The sequence below is a fragment of the Mesorhizobium sp. WSM4850 genome (assembly GCF_055811735.1).
The window spans coordinates 71989-92267 of record NZ_JBVVPV010000004.1 but is presented as its reverse complement, the minus strand read 5'-3'; the positions used below and the strand labels follow the sequence as shown (position 1 = coordinate 92267).

The 20279-nt window shown below is 61.1% G+C and carries 22 protein-coding genes; 21 read left to right on the top strand and 1 reads right to left on the bottom strand.

What is annotated here, in order from left to right:
• The first annotated feature begins 2 nt into the window (after nucleotides 1-2).
• The 13 genes from sctL (at nucleotide 3) to AC0L2Z_RS07455 (ending at nucleotide 14272) form a co-directional block, all read left to right on the top strand.
• Nucleotides 3-623, top strand: coding sequence for a type III secretion system stator protein SctL (sctL, locus tag AC0L2Z_RS07515; protein WP_473627379.1), 621 nt, complete (start codon nucleotides 3-5; stop codon nucleotides 621-623).
• Nucleotides 620-1978, top strand: coding sequence for a FliI/YscN family ATPase (locus tag AC0L2Z_RS07510; protein WP_473627377.1), 1359 nt, complete (start codon nucleotides 620-622; stop codon nucleotides 1976-1978). Before sctL ends, AC0L2Z_RS07510 begins: the two co-directional genes overlap by 4 nt.
• Before the next feature lie 190 nt (nucleotides 1979-2168).
• Nucleotides 2169-2453, top strand: a complete 285-nt coding sequence (locus tag AC0L2Z_RS07505; RefSeq protein WP_473627376.1) for a hypothetical protein — start codon at nucleotides 2169-2171, stop codon at nucleotides 2451-2453.
• Nucleotides 2454-2532: 79 nt separating this feature from the next.
• The gene (gene sctQ, locus AC0L2Z_RS07500; protein WP_473627375.1) at nucleotides 2533-3579 is read left to right on the top strand and encodes a type III secretion system cytoplasmic ring protein SctQ; all 1047 of its coding nucleotides are present in this window, start codon (nucleotides 2533-2535) and stop codon (nucleotides 3577-3579) included.
• Nucleotides 3572-4225, top strand: coding sequence for a type III secretion system export apparatus subunit SctR (sctR, locus tag AC0L2Z_RS07495; protein ID WP_128245331.1), 654 nt, complete (start codon nucleotides 3572-3574; stop codon nucleotides 4223-4225). Before sctQ ends, sctR begins: the two co-directional genes overlap by 8 nt.
• An 18-nt stretch (nucleotides 4226-4243) precedes the next feature.
• Nucleotides 4244-4513 carry an EscS/YscS/HrcS family type III secretion system export apparatus protein gene (locus AC0L2Z_RS07490; RefSeq protein WP_287205261.1) on the top strand — a complete coding sequence of 90 codons (270 nt, stop codon included), beginning with the start codon at nucleotides 4244-4246 and terminating at the stop codon, nucleotides 4511-4513.
• A 9-nt stretch (nucleotides 4514-4522) separates the two neighbouring features.
• A complete protein-coding gene (sctT, locus tag AC0L2Z_RS07485; RefSeq protein ID WP_473627373.1) occupies nucleotides 4523-5338 on the top strand; it encodes a type III secretion system export apparatus subunit SctT in 816 nt (271 codons plus the stop codon).
• Between the two features lie 158 nt (nucleotides 5339-5496).
• Complete coding sequence (locus AC0L2Z_RS07480; RefSeq protein WP_473627372.1) at nucleotides 5497-6318, top strand: D-glutamate cyclase family protein; 822 nt, start codon at nucleotides 5497-5499, stop codon at nucleotides 6316-6318.
• A 267-nt stretch (nucleotides 6319-6585) separates the two neighbouring features.
• Nucleotides 6586-7977: an endo-1,3-1,4-beta-glycanase EglC gene (eglC, locus tag AC0L2Z_RS07475; protein WP_473627371.1), complete on the top strand. Its 1392-nt coding sequence runs from the start codon at nucleotides 6586-6588 to the stop codon at nucleotides 7975-7977.
• An 86-nt stretch (nucleotides 7978-8063) separates the two neighbouring features.
• Entirely contained in the window at nucleotides 8064-9818 is a 1755-nt protein-coding gene (locus AC0L2Z_RS07470) for a type I secretion system permease/ATPase (RefSeq protein ID WP_473627370.1), read from the top strand.
• A complete protein-coding gene (locus AC0L2Z_RS07465; protein WP_473627369.1) occupies nucleotides 9818-11128 on the top strand; it encodes an HlyD family type I secretion periplasmic adaptor subunit in 1311 nt (436 codons plus the stop codon). Before AC0L2Z_RS07470 ends, AC0L2Z_RS07465 begins: the two co-directional genes overlap by 1 nt.
• Nucleotides 11129-11210: 82 nt before the next feature.
• Nucleotides 11211-11480, top strand: a complete 270-nt coding sequence (locus tag AC0L2Z_RS07460) for a hypothetical protein (RefSeq protein ID WP_128180203.1) — start codon at nucleotides 11211-11213, stop codon at nucleotides 11478-11480.
• Nucleotides 11481-11725: 245 nt separating this feature from the next.
• Complete coding sequence (locus tag AC0L2Z_RS07455) at nucleotides 11726-14272, top strand: NAD-dependent epimerase/dehydratase family protein (protein WP_473627368.1); 2547 nt, start codon at nucleotides 11726-11728, stop codon at nucleotides 14270-14272.
• 108 nt (nucleotides 14273-14380) lie between these two features.
• Here the strand turns inward: AC0L2Z_RS07455 and AC0L2Z_RS07450 are convergent, their stop codons facing one another.
• Nucleotides 14381-14635 carry a DUF982 domain-containing protein gene (locus AC0L2Z_RS07450; RefSeq protein ID WP_023799494.1) on the bottom strand — a complete coding sequence of 85 codons (255 nt, stop codon included), beginning with the start codon at nucleotides 14633-14635 and terminating at the stop codon, nucleotides 14381-14383.
• Between the two features lie 113 nt (nucleotides 14636-14748).
• Here AC0L2Z_RS07450 and AC0L2Z_RS07445 point away from each other — a divergent pair, with 113 nt between their 5' ends.
• The 8 genes from AC0L2Z_RS07445 to AC0L2Z_RS07410 all read left to right on the top strand — a co-directional run bounded on the left by AC0L2Z_RS07445 (nucleotide 14749) and on the right by AC0L2Z_RS07410 (nucleotide 20126).
• A complete protein-coding gene (locus AC0L2Z_RS07445; RefSeq protein ID WP_128245337.1) occupies nucleotides 14749-15273 on the top strand; it encodes a metallophosphoesterase family protein in 525 nt (174 codons plus the stop codon).
• Between the two features lie 445 nt (nucleotides 15274-15718).
• A complete protein-coding gene (locus AC0L2Z_RS07440) occupies nucleotides 15719-16882 on the top strand; it encodes a DUF3182 family protein (RefSeq protein WP_473627367.1) in 1164 nt (387 codons plus the stop codon).
• 55 nt (nucleotides 16883-16937) lie between these two features.
• Complete coding sequence (locus AC0L2Z_RS07435; RefSeq protein ID WP_473627365.1) at nucleotides 16938-17342, top strand: SpoIIAA family protein; 405 nt, start codon at nucleotides 16938-16940, stop codon at nucleotides 17340-17342.
• 20 nt (nucleotides 17343-17362) lie between these two features.
• Entirely contained in the window at nucleotides 17363-17584 is a 222-nt protein-coding gene (locus tag AC0L2Z_RS07430; RefSeq protein ID WP_023799490.1) for a hypothetical protein, read from the top strand.
• Nucleotides 17585-17702: 118 nt separating this feature from the next.
• On the top strand, nucleotides 17703-17876 hold the full coding sequence (locus tag AC0L2Z_RS07425) for a hypothetical protein (protein ID WP_245277671.1): 174 nt from the start codon (nucleotides 17703-17705) through the stop codon (nucleotides 17874-17876).
• Nucleotides 17877-18064: 188 nt separating this feature from the next.
• The gene (locus AC0L2Z_RS07420) at nucleotides 18065-18592 is read left to right on the top strand and encodes a YciE/YciF ferroxidase family protein (protein ID WP_023799488.1); all 528 of its coding nucleotides are present in this window, start codon (nucleotides 18065-18067) and stop codon (nucleotides 18590-18592) included.
• 275 nt (nucleotides 18593-18867) lie between these two features.
• Complete coding sequence (locus AC0L2Z_RS07415) at nucleotides 18868-19419, top strand: hypothetical protein (protein WP_245277670.1); 552 nt, start codon at nucleotides 18868-18870, stop codon at nucleotides 19417-19419.
• Between the two features lie 143 nt (nucleotides 19420-19562).
• On the top strand, nucleotides 19563-20126 hold the full coding sequence (locus AC0L2Z_RS07410) for a sigma-70 family RNA polymerase sigma factor (protein WP_128245339.1): 564 nt from the start codon (nucleotides 19563-19565) through the stop codon (nucleotides 20124-20126).
• Nucleotides 20127-20279 lie beyond the last annotated feature (153 nt).

Below are 20279 nucleotides of genomic sequence, written 5' to 3'. Positions count from 1 at the left end.
ATATGGTCGAACCGGACAAAGTGACTACTGCCGTGCCGAGGCGCCCCGTCGCCCGCATCCTGCGCGCTGCCGAGGCACGCGCCTGGCAGGATGGGCACGCTTTTCTCGACGAAGCCAGGCGTGATGCGCAGCAGTTGCGTGACGCCGCTCGGCGAGCCTATGCGGCCGAATATGCGCAGGGTTATGAAGATGGCAAGGCGCAAGGCGACGCGGATGCCGCGCGTTTGGTGAGCGAGACCGCGGTCAAGATAGATCGCTATCTCGGTGGGCTGGAAGCCGAAATCATCACTCTGGCTCTCGATGTGGTCAGGCGCGTGCTGGGAGAATTCGACGCGAGCATGCTGGTCGCCAAGGCGGCCGCGCAGGCCGTCACTGAAATTCGCCGCGCCAAATATCTCAAAGTCCGACTTCATCCTGCTTCCGTTAACAGGCTTCGCGACGAACTGAACGCGGTCCTGCGCGAGAGTGAGTTGGGCATGACGATCGAGATCGACGCCGACGATACGCTGGCGACGGACGCCTGCATCCTCTCGACCGACATTGCCGTCATCGACGCCAGCATCGAGGCACAGCTCAACGCCATTGCCGCTGCGATTTCATCAAAGGCCGAGGCGGCGGCATGACAAGTCCCGCCACCAAGCTCGAGAGCCGCCTCGCATCGATCGTTCCGAACCTGCGTTCCGGCCTGCGTGAAGATGCCAGCCGACCCAGGAAAGGGCGTGTACGGCGGGTCACCGGCACGGTCATTCACGCGACGGTGGAGGAGGTTCGGATCGGCGAGATCTGCGAACTCCTCGATCCCAGGACCGGCACGGCGACCAAGGCGGAAGTCGTCGGGCTCATGGACGAGATGGCGATCCTTGTTCCGCTTGGCGATCTCACCGGCCTTTCAAGCCTCACCGAGGTCATTGCCACCGGAAAGACCCAGACGGTGCCTGTCGGGCCTGGCCTGCTTGGTCGGGTGATCAGCGCGTTCGGCGAGCCATTGGATGGCAAGCCGCTTGCGCCGGATGGCATTACCGGCAGCTATCCGGTCAACGCCTATCCGCCGTCGCCGCTGGAGCGCAGTTTGATTTCCGAGCCTATCCAGCTCGGAATCCGCGCCCTCGATGGGCTTCTCACCTGCGCGCGTGGGCAGCGCGTCGGCATCTTCGGCGAGCCTGGCGTCGGCAAGTCGATCCTGCTGTCGGATATCGTCAGCGGCACCGACGCAGATGTCGCCGTGGTTGCGCTTGTCGGCGAACGCGGACGTGAAGTGCGCGAATTCATCGAGCATCAGCTTGGCCCGGAAGGGCTGTCGCGCGCAATCATCGTCGTCGCGACGTCCGACCGGCCGGCGATCGAGCGCGTCAAGGCCGCTTATGTGGCGACCAGCATTGCCGAATATTTTCGCGATCAGGGCAAGCATGTGCTGCTGGCAATGGACAACATCACGCGGTTTGCCCGTGCGCAGCGCGAGATTGGCCTCGCTTCAGGCGAGCCGCCGACGCGTCGCGGTTTTCCGTCGTCGCTTTTTGCTGTTCTGCCCCGATTGCTCGAGCGCTCAGGGCCTGGCCGCGTCGGCTCCATTACAAGCCTCTACAGCGTCCTTCTGGAGGGCGATGGCACGCTGGATCCGGTTGCCGAAGAAATCCAGGCGCTTCTCGACGGCCATGTTTTTCTGTCGAACGAGCTTGCTCAGCGCAATCATTTCCCGGCCATCGACGTGCTGCGCAGCCGCAGTCGTCTCATGGACACGGTGGTGCCGGCCGAGCATCGGTCGGACGCCGGCCGCTTGCGGGAGCTGCTCGCCCGCTACGCCGACGTCGAATTGCTGCTGCGCGTCGGCGAATACGAAAAGGGCAGCGATGCGGTGGCGGACGAGGCGGTGGCGAAGATCGACACCATCAACGCTTTCCTGCGACAGCCGTCCGCCACCCACGAGACAATCGAGCAGACACGCGAACGCATGCGGGGGATCGTCAATGAAAGATCGTGACACGATCGCACGATTGCGCGACCTCAGGCGCCACGGTGAACAGCGCGCAAACGAATTGGTCATAAGGCGATACGCCGCTGCGCAGCGGGCCGCCGGGGCGGTTCGGGAGGCAGCCGCCGCGGTCAGCGAACACTTGCAGCAGACAGCCGACGCTGAGGACGCAGCGTTCGCTTCGCTTGTTGGACAACCGGTGAAGGCCGCCAGCCTTTACCGGCTTCAGGGACAGTTCGAGAACGCCGCCAGGCAAACCGAGCAGCTCCGGGAAAACGAGAAGATGGCCGGCGTCACCGAGCAACGACGCAAAGCGGAGTTATCGGCCGCCCGCAACGTTCATCGCGCCAGCATGAATGCGGTGACGAAGCTGGACGGGCTGTTGCAGCACCTGACCAAACGCACTGCGCGTCGCAGCCTGGCGCTTGCCGAGCTTTCCGAGGGAGACGAGCGCAGTCCAATGCGCTTGCCCGCAGAACGATAGTCCAATCCGTGATCGTGAATATGGAAGTGTGATGCCTCAGGCCTTGGCGTCGGCAAAAAAGAAAGCGCGCGCAGAGCCGGTGAGACGCACACGCTCGAGCGTTGGCGAGCCGCTGGCATTGGAATCTGTTGCGGCTGGAGAGGTTGAGGCATTGAACGCCTTCTACCGCCGCCGTGCTCCCGCGCAGATCACGATTGCCGGGAAAACCATGGCGCTCGCCGCCGTCTGGCCGGCGCCAAATCCTGTGGACCAGCCAATATGCACGATTGCCTTCACTCTCGGAGACATGGCGGGCAAATTGCGCTTGCCGTTATCTGTTGTCGAACGAGGCCTTGCCAAGGCTGACGAGCTGATCGACGTGAAACGACCGGCACCCGCTCACGCCGCACTGCTGCTGGAGTCCGAATTCGAAAAAGATCTCGAATGGATCGAGAGCAAGCTGGGCGAGACGATCGCTATTACGTCGATCGAACAAGAAGACAGCGTTCTGGACCAAACCGCGTTGGCTTTCGTCCTGGCCGGCAAGGACGAAACCATAGGTTGCGCCTTGCACACCGACAGCGTCGGTCTGGCGGTGCGGGCCGGGCGCTTTCTCGACGCGATCGGCAAAGCAAGACCTCCGGTTCCTGCCGAATTCCCGTTGCCGGTCTGCCTCTGGCGCAACGCGCTTACAATCAGCTTTGGTGAGCTTCAAAGCCTGCAACCTGGCGATGTGGTGCTTTTCGATGACGAAGAGGACGAGGCGGCATTGGTCATTGCCGAGCGGCTTTATGCCCCGGCGGTGCTGACTGCCAGCGGGCCGCAACTGCTTGCCGCGCCGACTGCAATCGCTGGATCGAAATGGGAGTGGACCATGAACCAAGACACGCCGCCGCACGCCGATCAGGCATTGGAGGAGGCAACTCTGGACGAGCTGCCGGTTGCGCTTGCCTTCGAACTCGGCCGCACGGCGATGCCTCTCGGCGAGGTAAGGCAGCTTGCGCCCGGTGCCATCGTTCCGCTCGCCAATGTGACGAAGGAGACGGTCGACATCATCGCCAATGGCAAACGCGTCGGCCGTGGCGAGATCGTCCGGATTGGGGAGAGCCTGGGCGTGCGGATCGCCCGTATGTTCGTCAATGCTTGACAATTCGCCCAACCTGCTTGGGATCCTGATTGCCGTCGGCTTTGTCGGTCTGCTGCCGCTGGCAGTCGTCACCATGACCGGTTTCCTGAAGATCTCGGTCGTGCTGTTCCTCATCCGCAATGCGCTCGGCGTCCAGCAGATGCCGCCCAATCTGGTGCTCTACGGCATAGCGCTCGTGCTCACGGTCTATGTCACGACGCCGTTGCTGAGCGAGATGTCGGGACGGCTCCAGGAAGGGCAGGTTCAGTTCCAGACGACCGAGGACCTCGCCAGGGCGACGCAACTGGTGAGGGAACCATTGCAGCAGCACCTGATCAAGTTCACCCAGCCGGAAGAGCGGCAGTTCTTTCTCGACGGAACGAACCGCCTGTGGCCGGAACAGGCACGACAAGATCTGAAGGACGACGATCTTTCGATACTTGTTCCTGCCTTTGTCGCGTCAGAGCTTACGCGGGCGTTTGAAATCGGCTTTCTGCTTTATCTTCCGTTCCTCATCATCGACATCGTCGTTGCCAACATCCTGATGACGCTCGGCATGATCATGGTCTCGCCGGTCCTCATTTCGGTCCCGCTGAAACTGTTCCTTTTCGTCGCCATAGATGGCTGGTCGCGGCTGATGCACGGCCTGATCCTGAGTTACGTCTGACGCCGCTGGGAGGTTTGCATGAGCAATGACTTCATCCTGGCGAAGGTCCAGGGCGCGCTGCTGACGGTGCTGTTCGCGTCAGGCCCGGCGATCATCGCGGCGCTGGCCGTTGGCATCCTGGTCGGGCTGGCCCAGGCGCTGACGCAAATTCAGGACCAGTCGCTGCCGCAGACGATCAAGCTTGTCGTGATCCTGCTGGTCATCATCGTCTTCGGCCCGCTGCTTGGCCAGCAGATCGCCGAGCAGGCCTCGACGGCGCTGGACGAATTCCCCGTCGTCACGCGTTGAGGCGCGCGGATGCCGGTCGAACCCTTCTTCGCGTCGGTCAAGGAGCTTCAGTTGTTTCTTCTGGCGGGAGCTTTCGCGCTCGCCCGCATGACCGGGTTCATGCTGCTGATGCCGCTCTTTTCGCGCGTGCCGCTGTCGGGCCTTCTGCGCAACGGCGTTGCCCTGGCGCTGGCGGTTCCGGTCTTTCCGATGATCGTCGACAAGCTGACAAACACCGACATCGCGACGACGATGATCGTCGCCTACATGCTCAAGGAGGTCGTCGTCGGGGTAACGCTCGGGCTGGCAATGGGCATTCCGTTCTGGGCGGCCGAGGCTGCCGGCGATATCCTGGACCTGCAGCGCGGCTCGACGATGGGCACGCTGATCGATCCGATGATGACCCATGAGACGAGCGCCACCGGCACCTTGCTCGCCGTCATCATGGTCACGGTCTACCTGGCCGCCGGCGGCCTCGAACTTTCCCTGACCAGCCTCTACGACAGCTATGGCCTGTGGCCGATCGACCAGCTTCTGCCGGTGTTCAGCAAGGATGCAGCCGGCATCTTCCTCGATCTCTTGAACCGCATTCTGATGATGGCATTGACCCTGGTTTTCCCGCTCATCATCGGCATGCTGTTGTCCGACCTTGTGCTGGCCTTTTTGGCGCGCGCCTCGCCGCACCTCAACGTTTTTGCGCTTTCGCTGATCGTGAAGACGCTGGTGTTTAGCCTGGTCTTTGTCCTCTATTCTGCATTCCTGCTCTTCTACATGGAGCGCGACCTTGGCTTCCTGCACGAGGCAGGCCGACAGATAGAAGCGATCGGCTGCCGCAACTGTCAATGACAGCAGGAAGGTTTGCGCAAGCGTCGGTCGTAAGATGAAGCAATCGTTGGCCGGCCAATAAATACAATTTATCGTTGAGGAAAGATTCTGACAATTTGACAAGCAGCCGAGCCGCCAACGATCTTACGCCCTCCCGACTTGTCTCTGAACCGGAAGCCATGGCTCGCCTGACCACTTCACCGATCTTCGAGGACCTGCGACTGGTCGATGCGGACAGGCTGCGCAGGCTTGTCAGAATGGGCGCCTATGAGGGGCATACGGGGGGGCTGGCGCACGGCAAGCTCCAGGCCAATGTTGTGATTGTGCCGCGCAGCTTTGCCAGCGATTTCCACCAGTTCTGCATCCGCAACCCGAAACCCTGTCCATTGGTCGGCGTTAATCGCGCCGGCAGCGCATTGATCCCAGCGCTGGGCGACATCGACATCCGCACCGATGCCCCCCAGTACAACATCTATCATTTCGGCGAGCTGACCCGTCGGAGGACGGACATCATCGACCTGTGGCAGGATGATTTTGCCGCTTTCGCGCTCGGCAGTTCGCTGACCGTCGAAGCTGCACTTGCCGAAAAGAAACTGAGCCGCATCGGCTGCGGCAAGGCCTCGCCCAAGTTTCGAACCAGGATTCAGACGTGCCGCGTCGGACCGTTTGGTGGCGAAATGGTCGTCTCGATGCGTCCGATAAGCCGTTGCGATGTCGACAGGGTTCGCGCTCTCACCGCACGCTTCCCGCATGCCCACGGCTCTCCCATCCATGTCGGAGATCCCACGGTCATCGGAATAGCGGATTTGATGGCTCCCGACTGGGGCGATGCGGTCAAAATCATCGACGGGGAGGTCGCTGTGTTCTGGGCCAGCAGCATCACCGCGCAGGATGCGCTTGCTCGCGCCGAACTGGCGACCTCGATCACGGTATCGCCGGGGCACATGCTGATCACCGATGTCGATGCACGAGCCGATGCGGGCGCTTTCAAAGTCTACTAGCAGTTCTTCATCACCGGTCAGCGTTAATGCTATTCGAGATGCGAAATGCGGTGAGAGTCGGTCTCGATCTGCCTCACCACATCTTCGATCATGTTGCAGTGGCCCAACCTTATGCACTCGAGGCAGTGAAGCTCCCCGGCAAGTGCTCCCACTACGTGATAACCATTTGGTAACCTTCCGAACTGGAAAGTGAAAAAGTACTGGCTACTTTTGCCCTCGATAGATGTTAGGGCTGGTATCGAGCGAGACAAAGGAGAAAGGACCGGGATGGCCACGGTACTGAACGCCAAAGGCGTTCCACTTCCCTACAGCGGATCCTCCGTAAAGTGGTATTCGGCGACGAATTCCGGCCCGACACTTTATGGCAGCACATACAACGACTCGATGTATGGCGACGCTGCCGTCACCGTCACAATGCGTGGCGGCAAGGGCGACGACATCTATTATCTGTATGCCGCGAAAAACAAGGCGGTCGAGCTGTCCGGCGAAGGGGTGGACACCATCTCGACCTGGATGAGCTACAAACTCCCGGCGAATTTCGAGAACCTGACGGTCACCGGCGACAAGCGCTATGCTTTCGGAAACGAGCTGAACAACATCGTTACCGGCGGCTCCGGCCAACAGACGCTCGACGGCTTGCAGGGCGATGACGTGCTCAAGGGCGGATCCGGGGCGGACATTTTCGTCGTCAACCCCGGCAACGGCAGTGATCTGATCCTGGACCTTGGCGCGACGGATACGGTTCGCGTCGGGAGCTACGGCTTCACCTCCTTCGAAGAGGTGCGCGCCAACATGGTCCAGTCGGGAGCCAACGTCCGCCTGAATCTGTCCGACGGCGAGTTTCTCGTCTTTGCCAACAAGACCATCGGCGATTTCACCGCAAGCCAGTTCAAGCTGGCCGTGGACAGGTCGGCCCTGGAACTGACCTTTTCGGACGAGTTCGATACGTTGGACCTGTGGAACGGCTCGAGCGGCACCTGGGACTCGAACTACTGGTGGGGGGCCGCGAACGGCAGCACGCTCACGAGCAACAATGATCTTCAATGGTACATCGATACCGACTACGCCCCGACACGCTCCGTCAATCCATTCAGCATTGAGGACGGCGTTCTAACCATTACCGCCGCCCGGGCTCCTGAGGCGATCCGTCCCTACATAAATAACTACGAATACACGTCAGGGTTGCTCACGACCTACGAATCCTTCGCACAGACCTACGGCTATTTTGAAATTCGAGCCGACATGCCCGAAACACAAGGGGCATGGCCGGCCTTCTGGCTTCTCCCGGCGGACGGCTCTTGGCCACCGGAACTGGACGTCATCGAGATGTTTGGTAAAGATCCAAACAAGCTCATCCTGACAGGCCACTCGAACGCGACGGGAACTCATACAACAGTAGGCACGACGGCCTATGCCGCGGATACCGAAGGGTTCCACACGTATGGTGTGCTTTGGACAGAAGACGAACTCGTCTGGTATTTCGACGACGTCGAAGTCGCTCGTGCCGCAACGCCTGCCGACATGCATGACCCGATGTATATGCTGGTGAATATGGGGATCGGTGGCCAGGCGGGAGAGCCCGCCGACGAGCTTGCGACGCCTGCCGAAATGCAGATCGACTACATCCATGCCTATGCGTTGCAAGACTGGGTTATCTGACATTTGACAGATGGACTCGGCACCGACACACGTTCGTCATCATTTCGGGCGCGGCCATTGCCGCCTGAGACCGAACTGGAACTGATGTGAAGCCGACGTCGCATCCCATTCCACCCGAGCCGCCGCGAACGACACTCGCGGCGGTTTTGGCTTCCTTCCGGCGAGCGTTGGCCGGAATTGCGTTGATGAGCGGCGTCGTCAATGTCCTGGCGCTGACCGGCTCGTTCTTCATGCTGCAGGTCTATGATCGTGTCATACCCGGCCGCAGCGTGCCGACGCTCGTCGGGCTCGCCGTGTTTGCCAGCACACTTTTCGTTTTTCAGGGCGTTCTCGAACTCATCCGGTCGCGTTTGCTGGTGCGCATCGGGATGGCGCTGGACGCGCGCTTGAGCGGACAGGTCTATGCTGCCCTCATGCGTCTGCCGCTGCGCACCAAGCTCGCAGGCGACGGCCTTCAATCCTTGCGCGATCTTGACCAGGTGCGATCGTTCATGTCGAGCGCCGGTCCGACCGCGCTTTTCGACCTGCCGTGGATGCCGCTCTACCTCTCTATCTGCTTCCTGTTCCACTTCTGGATCGGCATGACGGCGCTGGCCGGCGTGGTTATTCTGTTCAGCCTGGCATTGCTTGCCGAAATACGCACGCGAGAGCCCGCCAGAAAGGCAAACAGTCAAGCGGCAGCGCGCAATACACTTGCCGAAGCGACACGTCGCAATGCCGAGGTTCTGCAGGCCATGGGCTTTGGCTCGCGCATCGCCGAGCGCTGGTCAGGGATCAATGCCGGCTACCTCGACACCAATGCAACAGCCAGCGACCTTGCCGGGACGCTCGCAACGATCGCGAAGATCCTGCGCATGATGCTGCAATCGGGCATCCTGGCGATCGGCGCCTATCTGGTCATCCATCAGGAAGCGACCGGCGGCATCATGATCGCCAGTTCGATCATGATGAGCCGGGCGCTCGCACCGATCGAACTGGCTATCGCCCACTGGAAGGGCTTCGTCACCGCCCGCCAGGCCTGGGCCCGGCTGACCCAGCTTTTGGTCCTGCTTCCCGAAACTGCGACAAGTGTCTCGCTGCCTGCTCCGAGATCTGCTCTTTCGGTCGAAAATATCAGTGTCGCACCGCCGGGTGAGCGCCGGATGGTCGTGCAGGACGCCACCTTTGCACTTGAAAAGGGCGTCGGCCTCGGCATCGTCGGGCCGAGCGCTTCGGGCAAGTCATCGCTCGTTCGGGCAATTGCCGGGATATGGCTGCCAATCCGCGGCACCGTCAGGCTGGACGGCGCAACGCTCGACCAGTGGTCGCCGGAAGAACTGGGCAAGCATGTCGGCTATCTGCCTCAGGATGTGCAACTGTTCGACGGCACCATTGCCGAGAACATCGCGCGCTTCGAACCGCAAGCGCCCTCGGACAAGATACTGGCGGCTGCGCGCGCGGCCGGCGTTCATGATCTCGTCATCCACCTGCCGGAAGGCTACGAGACGCGCATCGGCGAGGCCGGTTCGGCGCTTTCGGCTGGCCAGAGGCAGCGGGTGGCGCTTGCCCGGGCTCTCTACGGTGACCCGTTTCTGGTTATTCTCGACGAGCCCAACTCCAACCTCGATGCGGAAGGCGAGGCGGCGTTGACGGTGGCGATCCAAGGCGTGCGCGCGCGAGGCGGTATAGCCGTCGTGGTCGCACATCGTCCGAGCGCGCTGGCCAGCCTGGATCAGGTTCTTGTGATGGCGAATGGCCGTATTCAGGCCTTTGGCCCGAAGAATGAGATCTTGAACAAGATAACCCGCCCGGCGGGCGTTCCCTTGAAAGTCGTTTCCGGACTAGAAGAGACGGCATCCTGATGGCGCAACGCATGATATTCGCGGCCGATCGCACCATTCGACGCTATCTGCTTGGCGGTGTCGCAACCTGCATGCTGCTGGTTGGCGGGGCGGGGAGCTTGGCTGCCGTCACCGAGATTTCCGGAGCCGTCATCGCTTCGGGAAAGCTGGTTGTCGATTCCAGCGTCAAGAAGGTGCAGCATCCGACGGGTGGCGTTGTCGGTCAAATCTTCGTCCGGGAAGGCGATGCCGTGCAATCGGGCAAGGTCTTGATCCGCCTCGATGAGACCATCACCCGGGCCAATTTGGCGATCGTCTCGAAGAGCCTGGACGAATTCGAGGCGCGGCTGGCTCGCCTTGAGGCCGAGCGCGACGGCAAGGCAGGCATCGTCTTTCCAGCTTCGCTTGTGTCACGCCAGGATGCCCCCGAGATTGGTCGGGCGATGGCCGGCGAGCAATCTCTGTTCGAATTTCGCCGACAGGCACGCGCCGGTCAGAAGGCTCAGTTGCAGGAGCGCATTGCGCAGCTTGCCGAAGAGGTTTCCGGCTTGACCGAGCAAAGAGATGCCAAGAGCCAGGAAATCAAGTTGATCGGCTTTGAGCTCGAAGGCATGCGCAGACTTTGGCAACGCAAGCTGGTTTCGATCGATCGTATTACTGCGCTTGAACGCGATGCCGTGCGGCTTAAAGGCGAGCACGGGCAACTGACTGCGGCCATAGCGCAATCGAAGGGTCGTACCTCCGAAATCCGTTTGCAGATCATCCAGATCGACCAGGATTTGCGCAGCGAAGTGGCAAGCGAACTGCGAGACGTCCAGGCAAAGATCTCCGAGTCCGTCGAGCGCAAGGTTTCGGCCGAAGATCAGCTCAAACGCATCGACATACGCAGTCCGCAGAACGGTGTCGTTCATCAGCTCGGCGTGCACACGGTCGGTGGCGTTATATCTCCAGGCGAGCTCATCATGCTGATTGTCCCGGTGACGGACGACCTGACCGTCGAGGCGCGGGTGGCTCCGCAAGACATCGATCAATTGACGCCAGGGCAAGGCGCGACCCTGCGGCTGTCGGCATTCAATCAGCAAACGACGCCGGAACTGAATGGTGCCGTCAGCAAGATTTCTGCCGACCTCAACGTCGATGAGAAAACAGGCACCGGCTTTTACACAGTGCATGTTGCTTTACCGCGCACAGAGCTTAGTCGGCTCAAGGGCGTGGTCCTGGCGCCAGGCATGCCTGTCGAGGTGTTCTTTTCGACCGGCAACCGCACCATGCTGTCCTATCTCGTGAAACCTTTGGCGGATCAGATCCAGCGAGCTTTCAGGGAGCAGTAGGCTCTCTCTGCGAGCCGACGAGCTGAATTCCGGAACAAGGACGCGATTCTGCCGTTTCGCCTGAAACTGGAAGCGATCCCACATGTCCGAATTGACGAATGAAGAGATCGAGGGTCGGCTCAATGCCCAGCGAGAGACTCTGGCGCTGGTCGTCGCGCTGCTTGCCGGCCCCGACAAGACCTCCGAGCGAATATGGGCCGAACTGGAGGCCCGTTTTCAATTCCAGAACAATCAGGAAGACCCCGGCGCCGTGCCAAGCCGTGCATTCGCCATTGAGAGCGCGATGATGCGGGAGTTCAAGCTGATCTTCGAGGAAGCGCGGGCACGCAAGGCGGAATGGAACGCCGAATAGGCGGGCGGAACAGATCCGTCTCTCCGGATGGATAGCAACAATTTTCCCGACCTGACGCGGAAACATTTCCGCCATGCCGGTGTTACTCACTGAGTGGGGCGCGAGGCGCTTCCTTCTTTGAGGCAATGATGAGCTTCGACAAGACATTGCGCCACATCCGGCTGAATGGAACTGCGGCTAACCGTGATCCGAACCGGCAGGTTGCCGGGCTGAAGTTCAGACGGCTTGGCGAACAGGCCTGAGCCGTGGCAAATCACGGCACGACCCTTCCGACGGTTCTTGTCACCGGCAGCAGCGGCTTCCTGGGGCAGGCGATCGCGCGAGGCTTGATCGATCGCTATCGCGTCATCGGCCTCGACGTCGCAAAACCCAAGCATGCCCCCGCCGGCATGGAGACGATCGAGATCGATCTCACCTCCGATGAGGGCGTGAGCAGGGCTGTGCAGGCGGCAGGGGAGCGCAGCGGCGGCCGCATCGCTTCGGTCGTCCATCTTGCCGCCTATTATGACACGACCGGCGAGGACAACCCCAGATATGACGCCGTCACCGTGCAGGGCACGCGCCGGCTCCTGAAGGCGCTGACGGCGGTCGAGAGCGAACAGTTCGTGTTCTCCAGCACGCTTCTCGTCCATGCGCCAAGCCCGGAGAAGGGCGCGAAAATCAATGAGGACTCGCCGCTTGACCCGGCCTGGGCCTACCCAAGATCGAAAGCCGAAACCGAGGCGCTGATTTCGAGGGAGCGCGGCCAGATCAAGACGGTGACCCTGCGGCTCGCCGGCGTCTATGACGAAGACTGCCGGGCGGCCTTTGTTGCCCAGCAGATCGCCCGCATCTTCGAGCGCTTGCCGACCGCTTATCTGTTCGCCGGCGATATCACCGCCGGCCAGCCGTATCTGCACAAGGACGATCTCGTCGACGCGGTGGTGCGCACCGTCGACCGGCGCGCCGAGCTTCCGGCCGAGACCGTGCTTCTGATCGGCGAAGAAGACACCCCGTCATACGAGGAGATGCAGAAGCGCATCGGCCGGCTTATCCATGGCGAGGACTGGCGCACCCTGACGCTGCCGAAGCAGCTGACGAAGCTGGGCGCGTGGGTGCAGACGGAGGTGCTCGACCAGGACACCGACATCAAACCGTGGATGATCGAGAACTCGGACGATCATTACGAGATCGACATCTCGCGGGCCAAAACCCTGCTGGGCTGGGCGCCCAGACACAATCTGCTGGACACATTGCCGGAGATGATCCGCCGGCTGAAACAGGACCCCACGGACTGGTATGCGGCCAACAAGCTCGATCCGCCGGTTGTCGCGGCTTCCGACCCCGAGATCGAGCAGGCCGAAAGGCGGCTCAAGGGACCGCTCGAGCGAAGCAAGGAAGACGTCGAAGCGGCGATAAAACGGCATCGGTCGAGGACGCTCTGGGCGCCGATGACCAACGCTGCGCTCGGACTGTGGCTGGTCACCTCGCCGATGACAGTTGGCCTGTTCGACCCCGTCACAGCCGCAATGCCACCCGCTCTGGGGCACGCTGTCGCGGAGCCGCAATTGCGCAACGCAAGCCTCGGCGTCAGCGAGATCGTTTCCGGCCTGCTGGTGACGGCCTTTGCGTTGATGGGCATGTCCCGACGCCGGCGCTGGGTGCAGTGGATCACGGCGTCGCTCGGAGTCTGGGTGATGCTGGCGCCGTTGCTGTTTTGGACGACCAGCGCCGCCGCCTATGCCATCGACACGCTCGTCGGCATGCTGATCGTCGCCTTTGCGGTGATGATCCCGCCGACCCCTGGCATCAGCGGCCGCGCGCTGGCGGCCGACGACGACATTCCGCTGGGCTGGACCTATTCGCCATCGACCTTCACGCAGCGGATTCCGATCGTGGCGCTAGCCTTCGTCGGCCTGTTCGTCTCGCGCTATCTCGCCGCCTTCCAGATGGGCCACGCGGATGGGCTGTGGGATCCGTTCTTCGGCCCCGGTGGCGCGCCGGTGCGCAACGGCAGCGAGGCGGTGGTGACGTCATGGGTCTCGAAGGGTTTTCCAATCGCCGATGCCGGGCTCGGCGCCTTCGCCTATTGCCTCGATATCCTCGCCGGCGCGATCGGCGACCGACGGCGCTGGCGCACCATGCCGTGGATGGTGCTCCTGTTCGGCCTACTGATCGTTCCGCTTGGCGTGGTCAGTGTGTCCTTCATCATCATCCAGCCACCGCTGATTGGCGCGCTGTGCACGCTCTGCATTCTCCAGGCCGCCGTCACGGTGGTGCTGATCCCTTACTCCGTCGACGAGGTGCTGGCGACCATCCAGTATCTCTGGGGCGCGACGAGGGCAGGCGAGCCGTTCTGGCGTACCTTCTGGATGGGCGGACCGGCGCTGTCGGAGAACCAGACGCCCGGCGCCGACCTCGACCGTCCGGTTTTCGAGGTGCTGAAGGACTTTGTCACCGGCGGCGTCAACTTCCCGTGGACGCTGGCAGCAAGCACGCTGCTCGGCGCCTTGCTGATGACCACGCCATTGATCTTCGGCACGCAGCCACCGCTTTACTTCAGCGATCACGTCGTCGGCTGTCTCATTGTCATGGTCGCAGTCATGGCCATGGCCGAAGTGGTCCGGCCGGTGCGCTTCCTCAATGTCGTGCTTGGCGCATGGATCGCGGTGTCCCCCTTCGTGCTTGCCGGCGGTGAAACCCTGGCGATCGTGGCGGACGTTGCGATCGGTCTGGCGCTGATCGTGCTCAGCCTGCCGCGCGGCACGCGCAGCGACCAGCACTATGGCGGTTGGGATCGAGCGATTGTCTGACCGACTCGACTTCAGCACCTGGCGAAGCGAAGCGCGCCGAGTGCCAATCTGCAGGAGCAGGTCAAAGGAAGAGATCGAATGGCCTGAACGAGACTCTGCCTGACGGGGCTAGATTTGTTCGCCGAGCAGGATCCTCGCGTCCTTGGCCGCGACGATGAACGCCTGGCGCGCGACCCTTGGCGGCTTATCGCCGCGGATAACAGCAAGGCAGGCTGCGATTGCAGCCAGACGCGTCTTGGACGCTGGCGTCGGCCAGTCCTTCAGCAGCACTTCAGCCGCATCGGAGACAGACAAAACAACCCTGTCACGATCGATCCGACCGGGTTGAACGACAATTGGCTTTCTGAAACGTCTCGTGCGCACGATACTCTCCAAGGCGAGGAGTATGTTAGCCGCGTCTGATCTTGTTGGCCACCTCAAATGTTAATTGCGGGAAGGCGAGGTTCGGACAACGTCCGCAAAGGCTGTGAACGACCATGATCTATTTCACGGCCGACACACATTTCAGCGATCCCCGCATTCTGCGCATCGATCGCCGCCCGTTCGGCTCGCTGGCCGAACACGATCGAGCGCTGATTTCGCTCTGGAACGAAACGGTCAGCCCGGATGACCAGATCTGGCATCTCGGCGACTTTGCCAGGGGATCAGCCGAATTCGTTGCGTCGCTGCTGTCGTCTCTTCATGGCGAGAAGCATCTGATTGTCGGCAACAACGATGGCGCGGCGACCATAGAGGCTGCGGGTTGGGCCAGCACACAGCATTACAAGGAACTGACGATAGACGGCAGGTTGCTGATCCTTTGCCACTATCCTTTTCGCACCTGGAATCAGATCGGCAAGAAATCGATCAATCTGCATGGCCATTCCCACGGCAGGCTGAGCCCGGTCACGCGCCAGTACGACGCCGGCGTCGACAGCTGGGATTTTCGCCCGGTCACCCTTTCCGCCATCCTTGCAAGCCGACGGCGGCGAACGGTCAGTCGGGATATTCAACGCGAATGATTAAAACGCGGGTCATCCGGCTGTTGCCGTTCCAGTGGCAATTAGCCGAAGAATGCAGCGGCTCAGAATAAAAGCGCTCCGCAGCGATCCTTCGCGCCCCCCTCTGCCCTGCCGGACATCTCCCCCACGAGGGGGGAGATTGGCCTTCATCGCTGATTTCGCCAACCACCAACCGTGCAAAAAAGGGACGCTGTCCGCGAAGCTGCCGATCTCCCCCCGTGTGGGGGAGATGTCCGGCAGGACAGAGGGGGGCGCTGTCCCTCGGCGATCAAAGGTTCTGCACCGCAGCGCGCTCCAAGGTACGGCTGGATACCAGCGTCTGCGCCCGCGCGGCGAGCCTGCCAATCCGGGCTGAACGTTCTGCCATCTGCTGCGTTCTCCCGGGGCAGGGCGCGTCGGGACCGCAAACATCGGCGCCCAATGGCCATGACGAGGAAGCACCGGAATGAGCGAGATGACCGAGCACAGAGGCACTCAGAAGAGCCAGCCAAAAGGCACCGTGATCGCATTCTCCGCGCCGGGCTGCGAGCCTCTCTACGCTCACGAGCGGGAAGCCATAGCTGCCGTCGCCCGCACCATTGCCACGCTCAAGGGGTTTGCCTTCCGGCAGGGTCTAGGCCACAGCAGCGGCAATGGCGGGCGCTTGTACTTCGTGCCGGACGACAGCTTGCTTGCCAGCGATGCGGCGCGGCTGGGTATCAACGGGCCGCAAGACCTCTTCGGCGGCGTGGTGCCTTGGCGATTCGCGACCACTAAGGCGATAACCCACGAACTGGTCGACGACCTGGCCGAGCGACCGAAAGAATGGTCAACCGGCTTCGGCAGAACTGTCGCCGCCGCAGTATTGCCTGGCTACACCGTGTTTTCGCGGCACGATGCGCTGCGAGCAGCGCAACGCCTGCTGAGGCATGGGCTGGCCCGGCTCAAGCCACCGCTTGCCTCGCGAGGCCAGGACCAGCACATCGTTCGCACGGTCGCTGACGTCGAGAGACTGCTCGAGCAATACCGCTCCCCCGACTTGGACGAGTGCGGTCTGGTGCTCGAAGCCGACCTTCGTGACGTCGTCACATTGAGTGTTGGCAGAACGGAGATCGACGAAATCATGGTCGCCTACTACGGCACTCAAACGACGACGACCGACAATGCGGGACAATCCGTTTATGGCGGGTCTGATCTCATCGTCGTGCGCGGCGGATGGGAAGCTCTCGAAGACCTTCAGCTTCCCCGCGCACTAGCTTTGGCAATTGCGCAGGCGAGGGCCTATGACGCGGCGATGGCCGAGTGTCCTGGATTTTTCGCCTCGCGGCGCAACTACGATATCGGCCAGGGTGTCGATTCGTCGGGTATCTGGCGATCCGGTGTGCTCGAGGCCAGCTGGCGCATTGGCGGCAGCAGCACTGCCGAGCTTGCGGCAATAAAGATCATGAAGCAGGACCCGGACATCCAACTGGTGCGTGCGTCCGCGGTCAAGACGTTCGGCAATACCAGCCGGCCGCCTGAGAACGCGGACGTTCACTTTCAAGGAGAAGACCCCGATGAGGGTCCGATCACGCGCTATACCGTCGTCACGCATGCGACCCGGGAGCCGCCAAAGAAAGCGGCGGATTAGTGTCTAAAAACGCTTAGGACCAGGGAACATCCGTCGGCGGCTTGAGTTGTTCGGCATGATCCCGAAAACCAATCCGAAGGAGGAAAAAGTGATCGAGGTTATTTCTGCTCCTGGGAATGTCGCCGCATTTCGCGTTGCCGGTACCGTGACCGCGGAGGACTACGACAAGATCATCCCGACCATCGAAGAGAAACTGAGCGAACATGAAGAGATCGGCATCCTGGCCGACCTTACCGATCTGGAGGACATGACGGGCGACGCGTTGCGCCGCGATCTGCAGTACGGCTTGAGCAAACTTGGCGAACTCCACCGCTTCCAGCGTGCCGCAGTGGTGTCCGAAAAACAGTGGATCAAGGCAGCTACCGAAATGACGGGCGCACTGTTCCCGCAGATCGAGGCGAGGGTGTTCCCGGCGGACGAAAAGACCCAGGCTCTGGAGTGGGTAGCACGCGTTCAATAGCGGTATCGAGGGGAGCGGCCATGCCAACCATCTACAACAAACGACAGAATTCGGACGGCCTGTGGGAAGTCTATGACGACGAGAGCGAGGAAGCCGTCGTGGTTGACGGCATGCCGCTTTCCGGCCTCGATGAACTCGAAGCCAATGAGGCCATTCGAAAACTCAAGCGGGGTGAGGTGACTTCCGACAACATTCCGCCAACGGCCCAGTCTGGCTGGCCTCCGACCAAAGACGGCATATGATGGATGCAAGCGTCCTGCCCCGGCGCGAGCAGGTTGCAGGGGCCACGTTTCCAGTGCATTCTTGCTGTCGTCGATGACCACACAGTATCTTAACCACCAGTTGGAATGCCCTTATTGCTTGACGATAAGGCTGAGGATTCCGGCCGACGCCGGTCCTGACGACCGGATCCTTTGCGACGACTGTGGCGAATTCCTCGGGACCTGGGACGATCTGCTTACCGATTTTGAGAGGCAGGGCGGCCAGGATGGAGTGTTCCGTCTCGACAAGGGTCGTATCAAGCGGATCGATTGAGCCGATTGCTGGCGAAGCCATTTGCTCGCACCGCCGTCTCGCCAGCGTAAGCCTTGCAGCACCTGCGCGGCCTGAGGCGAAAAATTTCCAGCGGCTCGAATCATCAGGGAACTTGTTGCCGGCCGGCGGGGTTATCGGTCGCCTTCCCAGTTAGGGAGGCTAGCTCCAAACCTCAGCGGGAGACGACCATGGCAACTGCGAAAAAAGCTGCGAAAGCGACAACCAAGGGCCTTGAGGACCTGTTCCTCGACGGGCTGAAAGATCTTTACTACGCCGAAAAGAAAATACTGAGGGCGCTGCCGAAAATGGCCAAAAGCGCGGAGTCGGAAAAAGTGACTGCTGCCTTCGAAAAACATCGCATGGAGACGGAAGTTCACGTCGACCGGCTCGAGGAGGTGTTCGAGAAATTTGGCAAGGCGGCACGCGGCAAGACCTGCCCGGCGATCGACGGCATCATTGAAGAAGGCTCCGAGATCCTCGAAGACTATGACGGTGCTCCTGCGCTCGATGCCGGACTGGTCGCAGCGGCGCAAGCCGTCGAACATTACGAGATCGCCCGGTACGGCACTCTTGTCGCCTGGGCGGAACAGATGGGAAAGGCCGATGTCGCCGCCCTTCTCAAGGCAACGCTCAAGGAAGAGGTCGCGACAGACGAAGCGCTGACCGGGTTGGGCGAGGGTGGTGTCAACCAACGTGCCCTCCAAGCCGCCGCCTGATTCCTGGTGGTGACAGGCTTGCGGAGCCCAGGCGAAGATCGCCAGGCTCCGCTCGCAAGATGCAGGTAGTGCCTTGCCGTCCGGGATTCTTGAACCGGCGTGGCCGACTGCCATTGCCAGGCTTGAATTAGCTTGAGCCGGAATCTTCAAGAAGACCAATGGGTTAAAAGACATTACGCAAATGTCAGGTGAGAGAGCCCGCTATCGTTGGCGTTGGCGTTCGGCATGGCGTTGAGTGGCCGAGCGACCCGTTTAGCGAGCCCGGTCGCGGGTGATTGGAACATCTGCCGACCAACGCCGTTGATATGCTCGGCAGGCGAAAGGGGCTGCATATGTCAAAACTTCAGGCGGTGACTCCAGAGCATCTGCAGCGGCTCAAGCTCGAGGCGTCTGCTTATTTTGGTCCGAAAGTGCTCCACGAAGCATTGTTGCGTCTTTGCCAGGCTTGCGGACGCGATAGCCTTGACCGGTTCGAGAAGACCATGGTCGATAAGATCGAGGCAATGCGCGATGAGAAGGCCGATTTCGAGACAATGAAGGAATTTGCCATCGAACAGCTTTACGCCTGCGTTCGCGAGGTCAGTAGTTCGCCTGACATGAAACAGCCGCTGGAGGGAGCAGAAGCCCGAAGGACGCCTGGTCGGTCGGAAGAGCCGAAGACCCTGGAAGACCAGTTGCAGGCCGGGCTTGAGGATTCTTTTCCCGCGAGCGACCCGCCGGCGGTGGTGTCCACAGCGATATCCGGCGGGGCGAAAAAGCTGGTCGGGACTGACGAAGTCCTGAAAAAGCAGCGGGAAGAGGCGGCCAAGAACAACGACCGGTCATAGACGGCCGCCCGCCCAATCCGAGATTTTCCAGCACCTTATTTCGATGTCCGGAACGATCCAAACCTTCATGCATTTAGCTAGCGTCTGCGTTCATCAACTCTTTCTTGCTGGGAGCTGGACCATTGTCCTCCAGGGGCTACCCCTTGGCCAACCAGGAAACGGATGACGTTTCCATCGTTGACCTGATACCTGCCTTGCGCGCCTTCGCCCGCACCTTCTGCCGGGTTCCCGACGATGCCGACGACCTGGTCCAGGAGACATTGACCAAAGGGCTCGCCAACATCGACAAGTTCGAGCCCGGAACGCGTATGAAGTCATGGCTCTTCACCATCATGCGCAATAGCTATTATACGCGGATCAAGGCCGCCGACAGGGAAAAGCCGGGCCTGCTTGACTGCGCCTCCGCAATCCCGATTACGGAAGCGACGCAGGAGTGGTCCGTTCAGAGCAAGGAAGTCGCCAACGCGGTCCAGAGGTTGCCGGAGCATCAGCGCGAGGTCCTGATGCTGATCGGGGTCCTTGGCGTCAGCTATGAAGAAACTGCCGAAATATGCGGTTGCGCGGTTGGAACGGTAAAAAGCCGCCTTAACCGAGCGCGTGCCAGCGTGCTGGAATACCTCGGCGAAAGTTCCTTGCAGACATTGGTGGAACGACGCAATCACCTGTCAGCAGCACAGGGAAACTTCGCAGTCGACAGGCGCCGATAGCTAGTCCTGTTTCTTTGCTTTGCATCGACGCTTCTCGACAAGCGCATTCTGCAATTGAACCGCAAGGTCGGTCAGCTGGTCGGGGACCTTTTCCTGCTCGATAGCAGTCAGCAGAGATGCAATCTTCCGGTCTATTGCCAGCCGGAGTTTCGG

Bases quoted from the DNA above. Each gene is read 5' to 3' on its own strand.
- sctL (WP_473627379.1), top strand. From the start codon at position 3: ATGGTCGAACCGGACAAAGTGACTACTGCCGTGCCGAGGCGCCCCGTC.
- AC0L2Z_RS07510 (WP_473627377.1), top strand. From the start codon at position 620: ATGACAAGTCCCGCCACCAAGCTCGAGAGCCGCCTCGCATCGATCGTT.
- sctR (WP_128245331.1), top strand. From the start codon at position 3,572: ATGCTTGACAATTCGCCCAACCTGCTTGGGATCCTGATTGCCGTCGGC.
- AC0L2Z_RS07490 (WP_287205261.1), top strand. From the start codon at position 4,244: ATGAGCAATGACTTCATCCTGGCGAAGGTCCAGGGCGCGCTGCTGACG.
- sctT (WP_473627373.1), top strand. From the start codon at position 4,523: ATGCCGGTCGAACCCTTCTTCGCGTCGGTCAAGGAGCTTCAGTTGTTT.
- AC0L2Z_RS07480 (WP_473627372.1), top strand. From the start codon at position 5,497: ATGGCTCGCCTGACCACTTCACCGATCTTCGAGGACCTGCGACTGGTC.
- eglC (WP_473627371.1), top strand. From the start codon at position 6,586: ATGGCCACGGTACTGAACGCCAAAGGCGTTCCACTTCCCTACAGCGGA.
- AC0L2Z_RS07465 (WP_473627369.1), top strand. From the start codon at position 9,818: ATGGCGCAACGCATGATATTCGCGGCCGATCGCACCATTCGACGCTAT.
- AC0L2Z_RS07460 (WP_128180203.1), top strand. From the start codon at position 11,211: ATGTCCGAATTGACGAATGAAGAGATCGAGGGTCGGCTCAATGCCCAG.
- AC0L2Z_RS07445 (WP_128245337.1), top strand. From the start codon at position 14,749: ATGATCTATTTCACGGCCGACACACATTTCAGCGATCCCCGCATTCTG.
- AC0L2Z_RS07440 (WP_473627367.1), top strand. From the start codon at position 15,719: ATGAGCGAGATGACCGAGCACAGAGGCACTCAGAAGAGCCAGCCAAAA.
- AC0L2Z_RS07435 (WP_473627365.1), top strand. From the start codon at position 16,938: ATGATCCCGAAAACCAATCCGAAGGAGGAAAAAGTGATCGAGGTTATT.
- AC0L2Z_RS07430 (WP_023799490.1), top strand. From the start codon at position 17,363: ATGCCAACCATCTACAACAAACGACAGAATTCGGACGGCCTGTGGGAA.
- AC0L2Z_RS07420 (WP_023799488.1), top strand. From the start codon at position 18,065: ATGGCAACTGCGAAAAAAGCTGCGAAAGCGACAACCAAGGGCCTTGAG.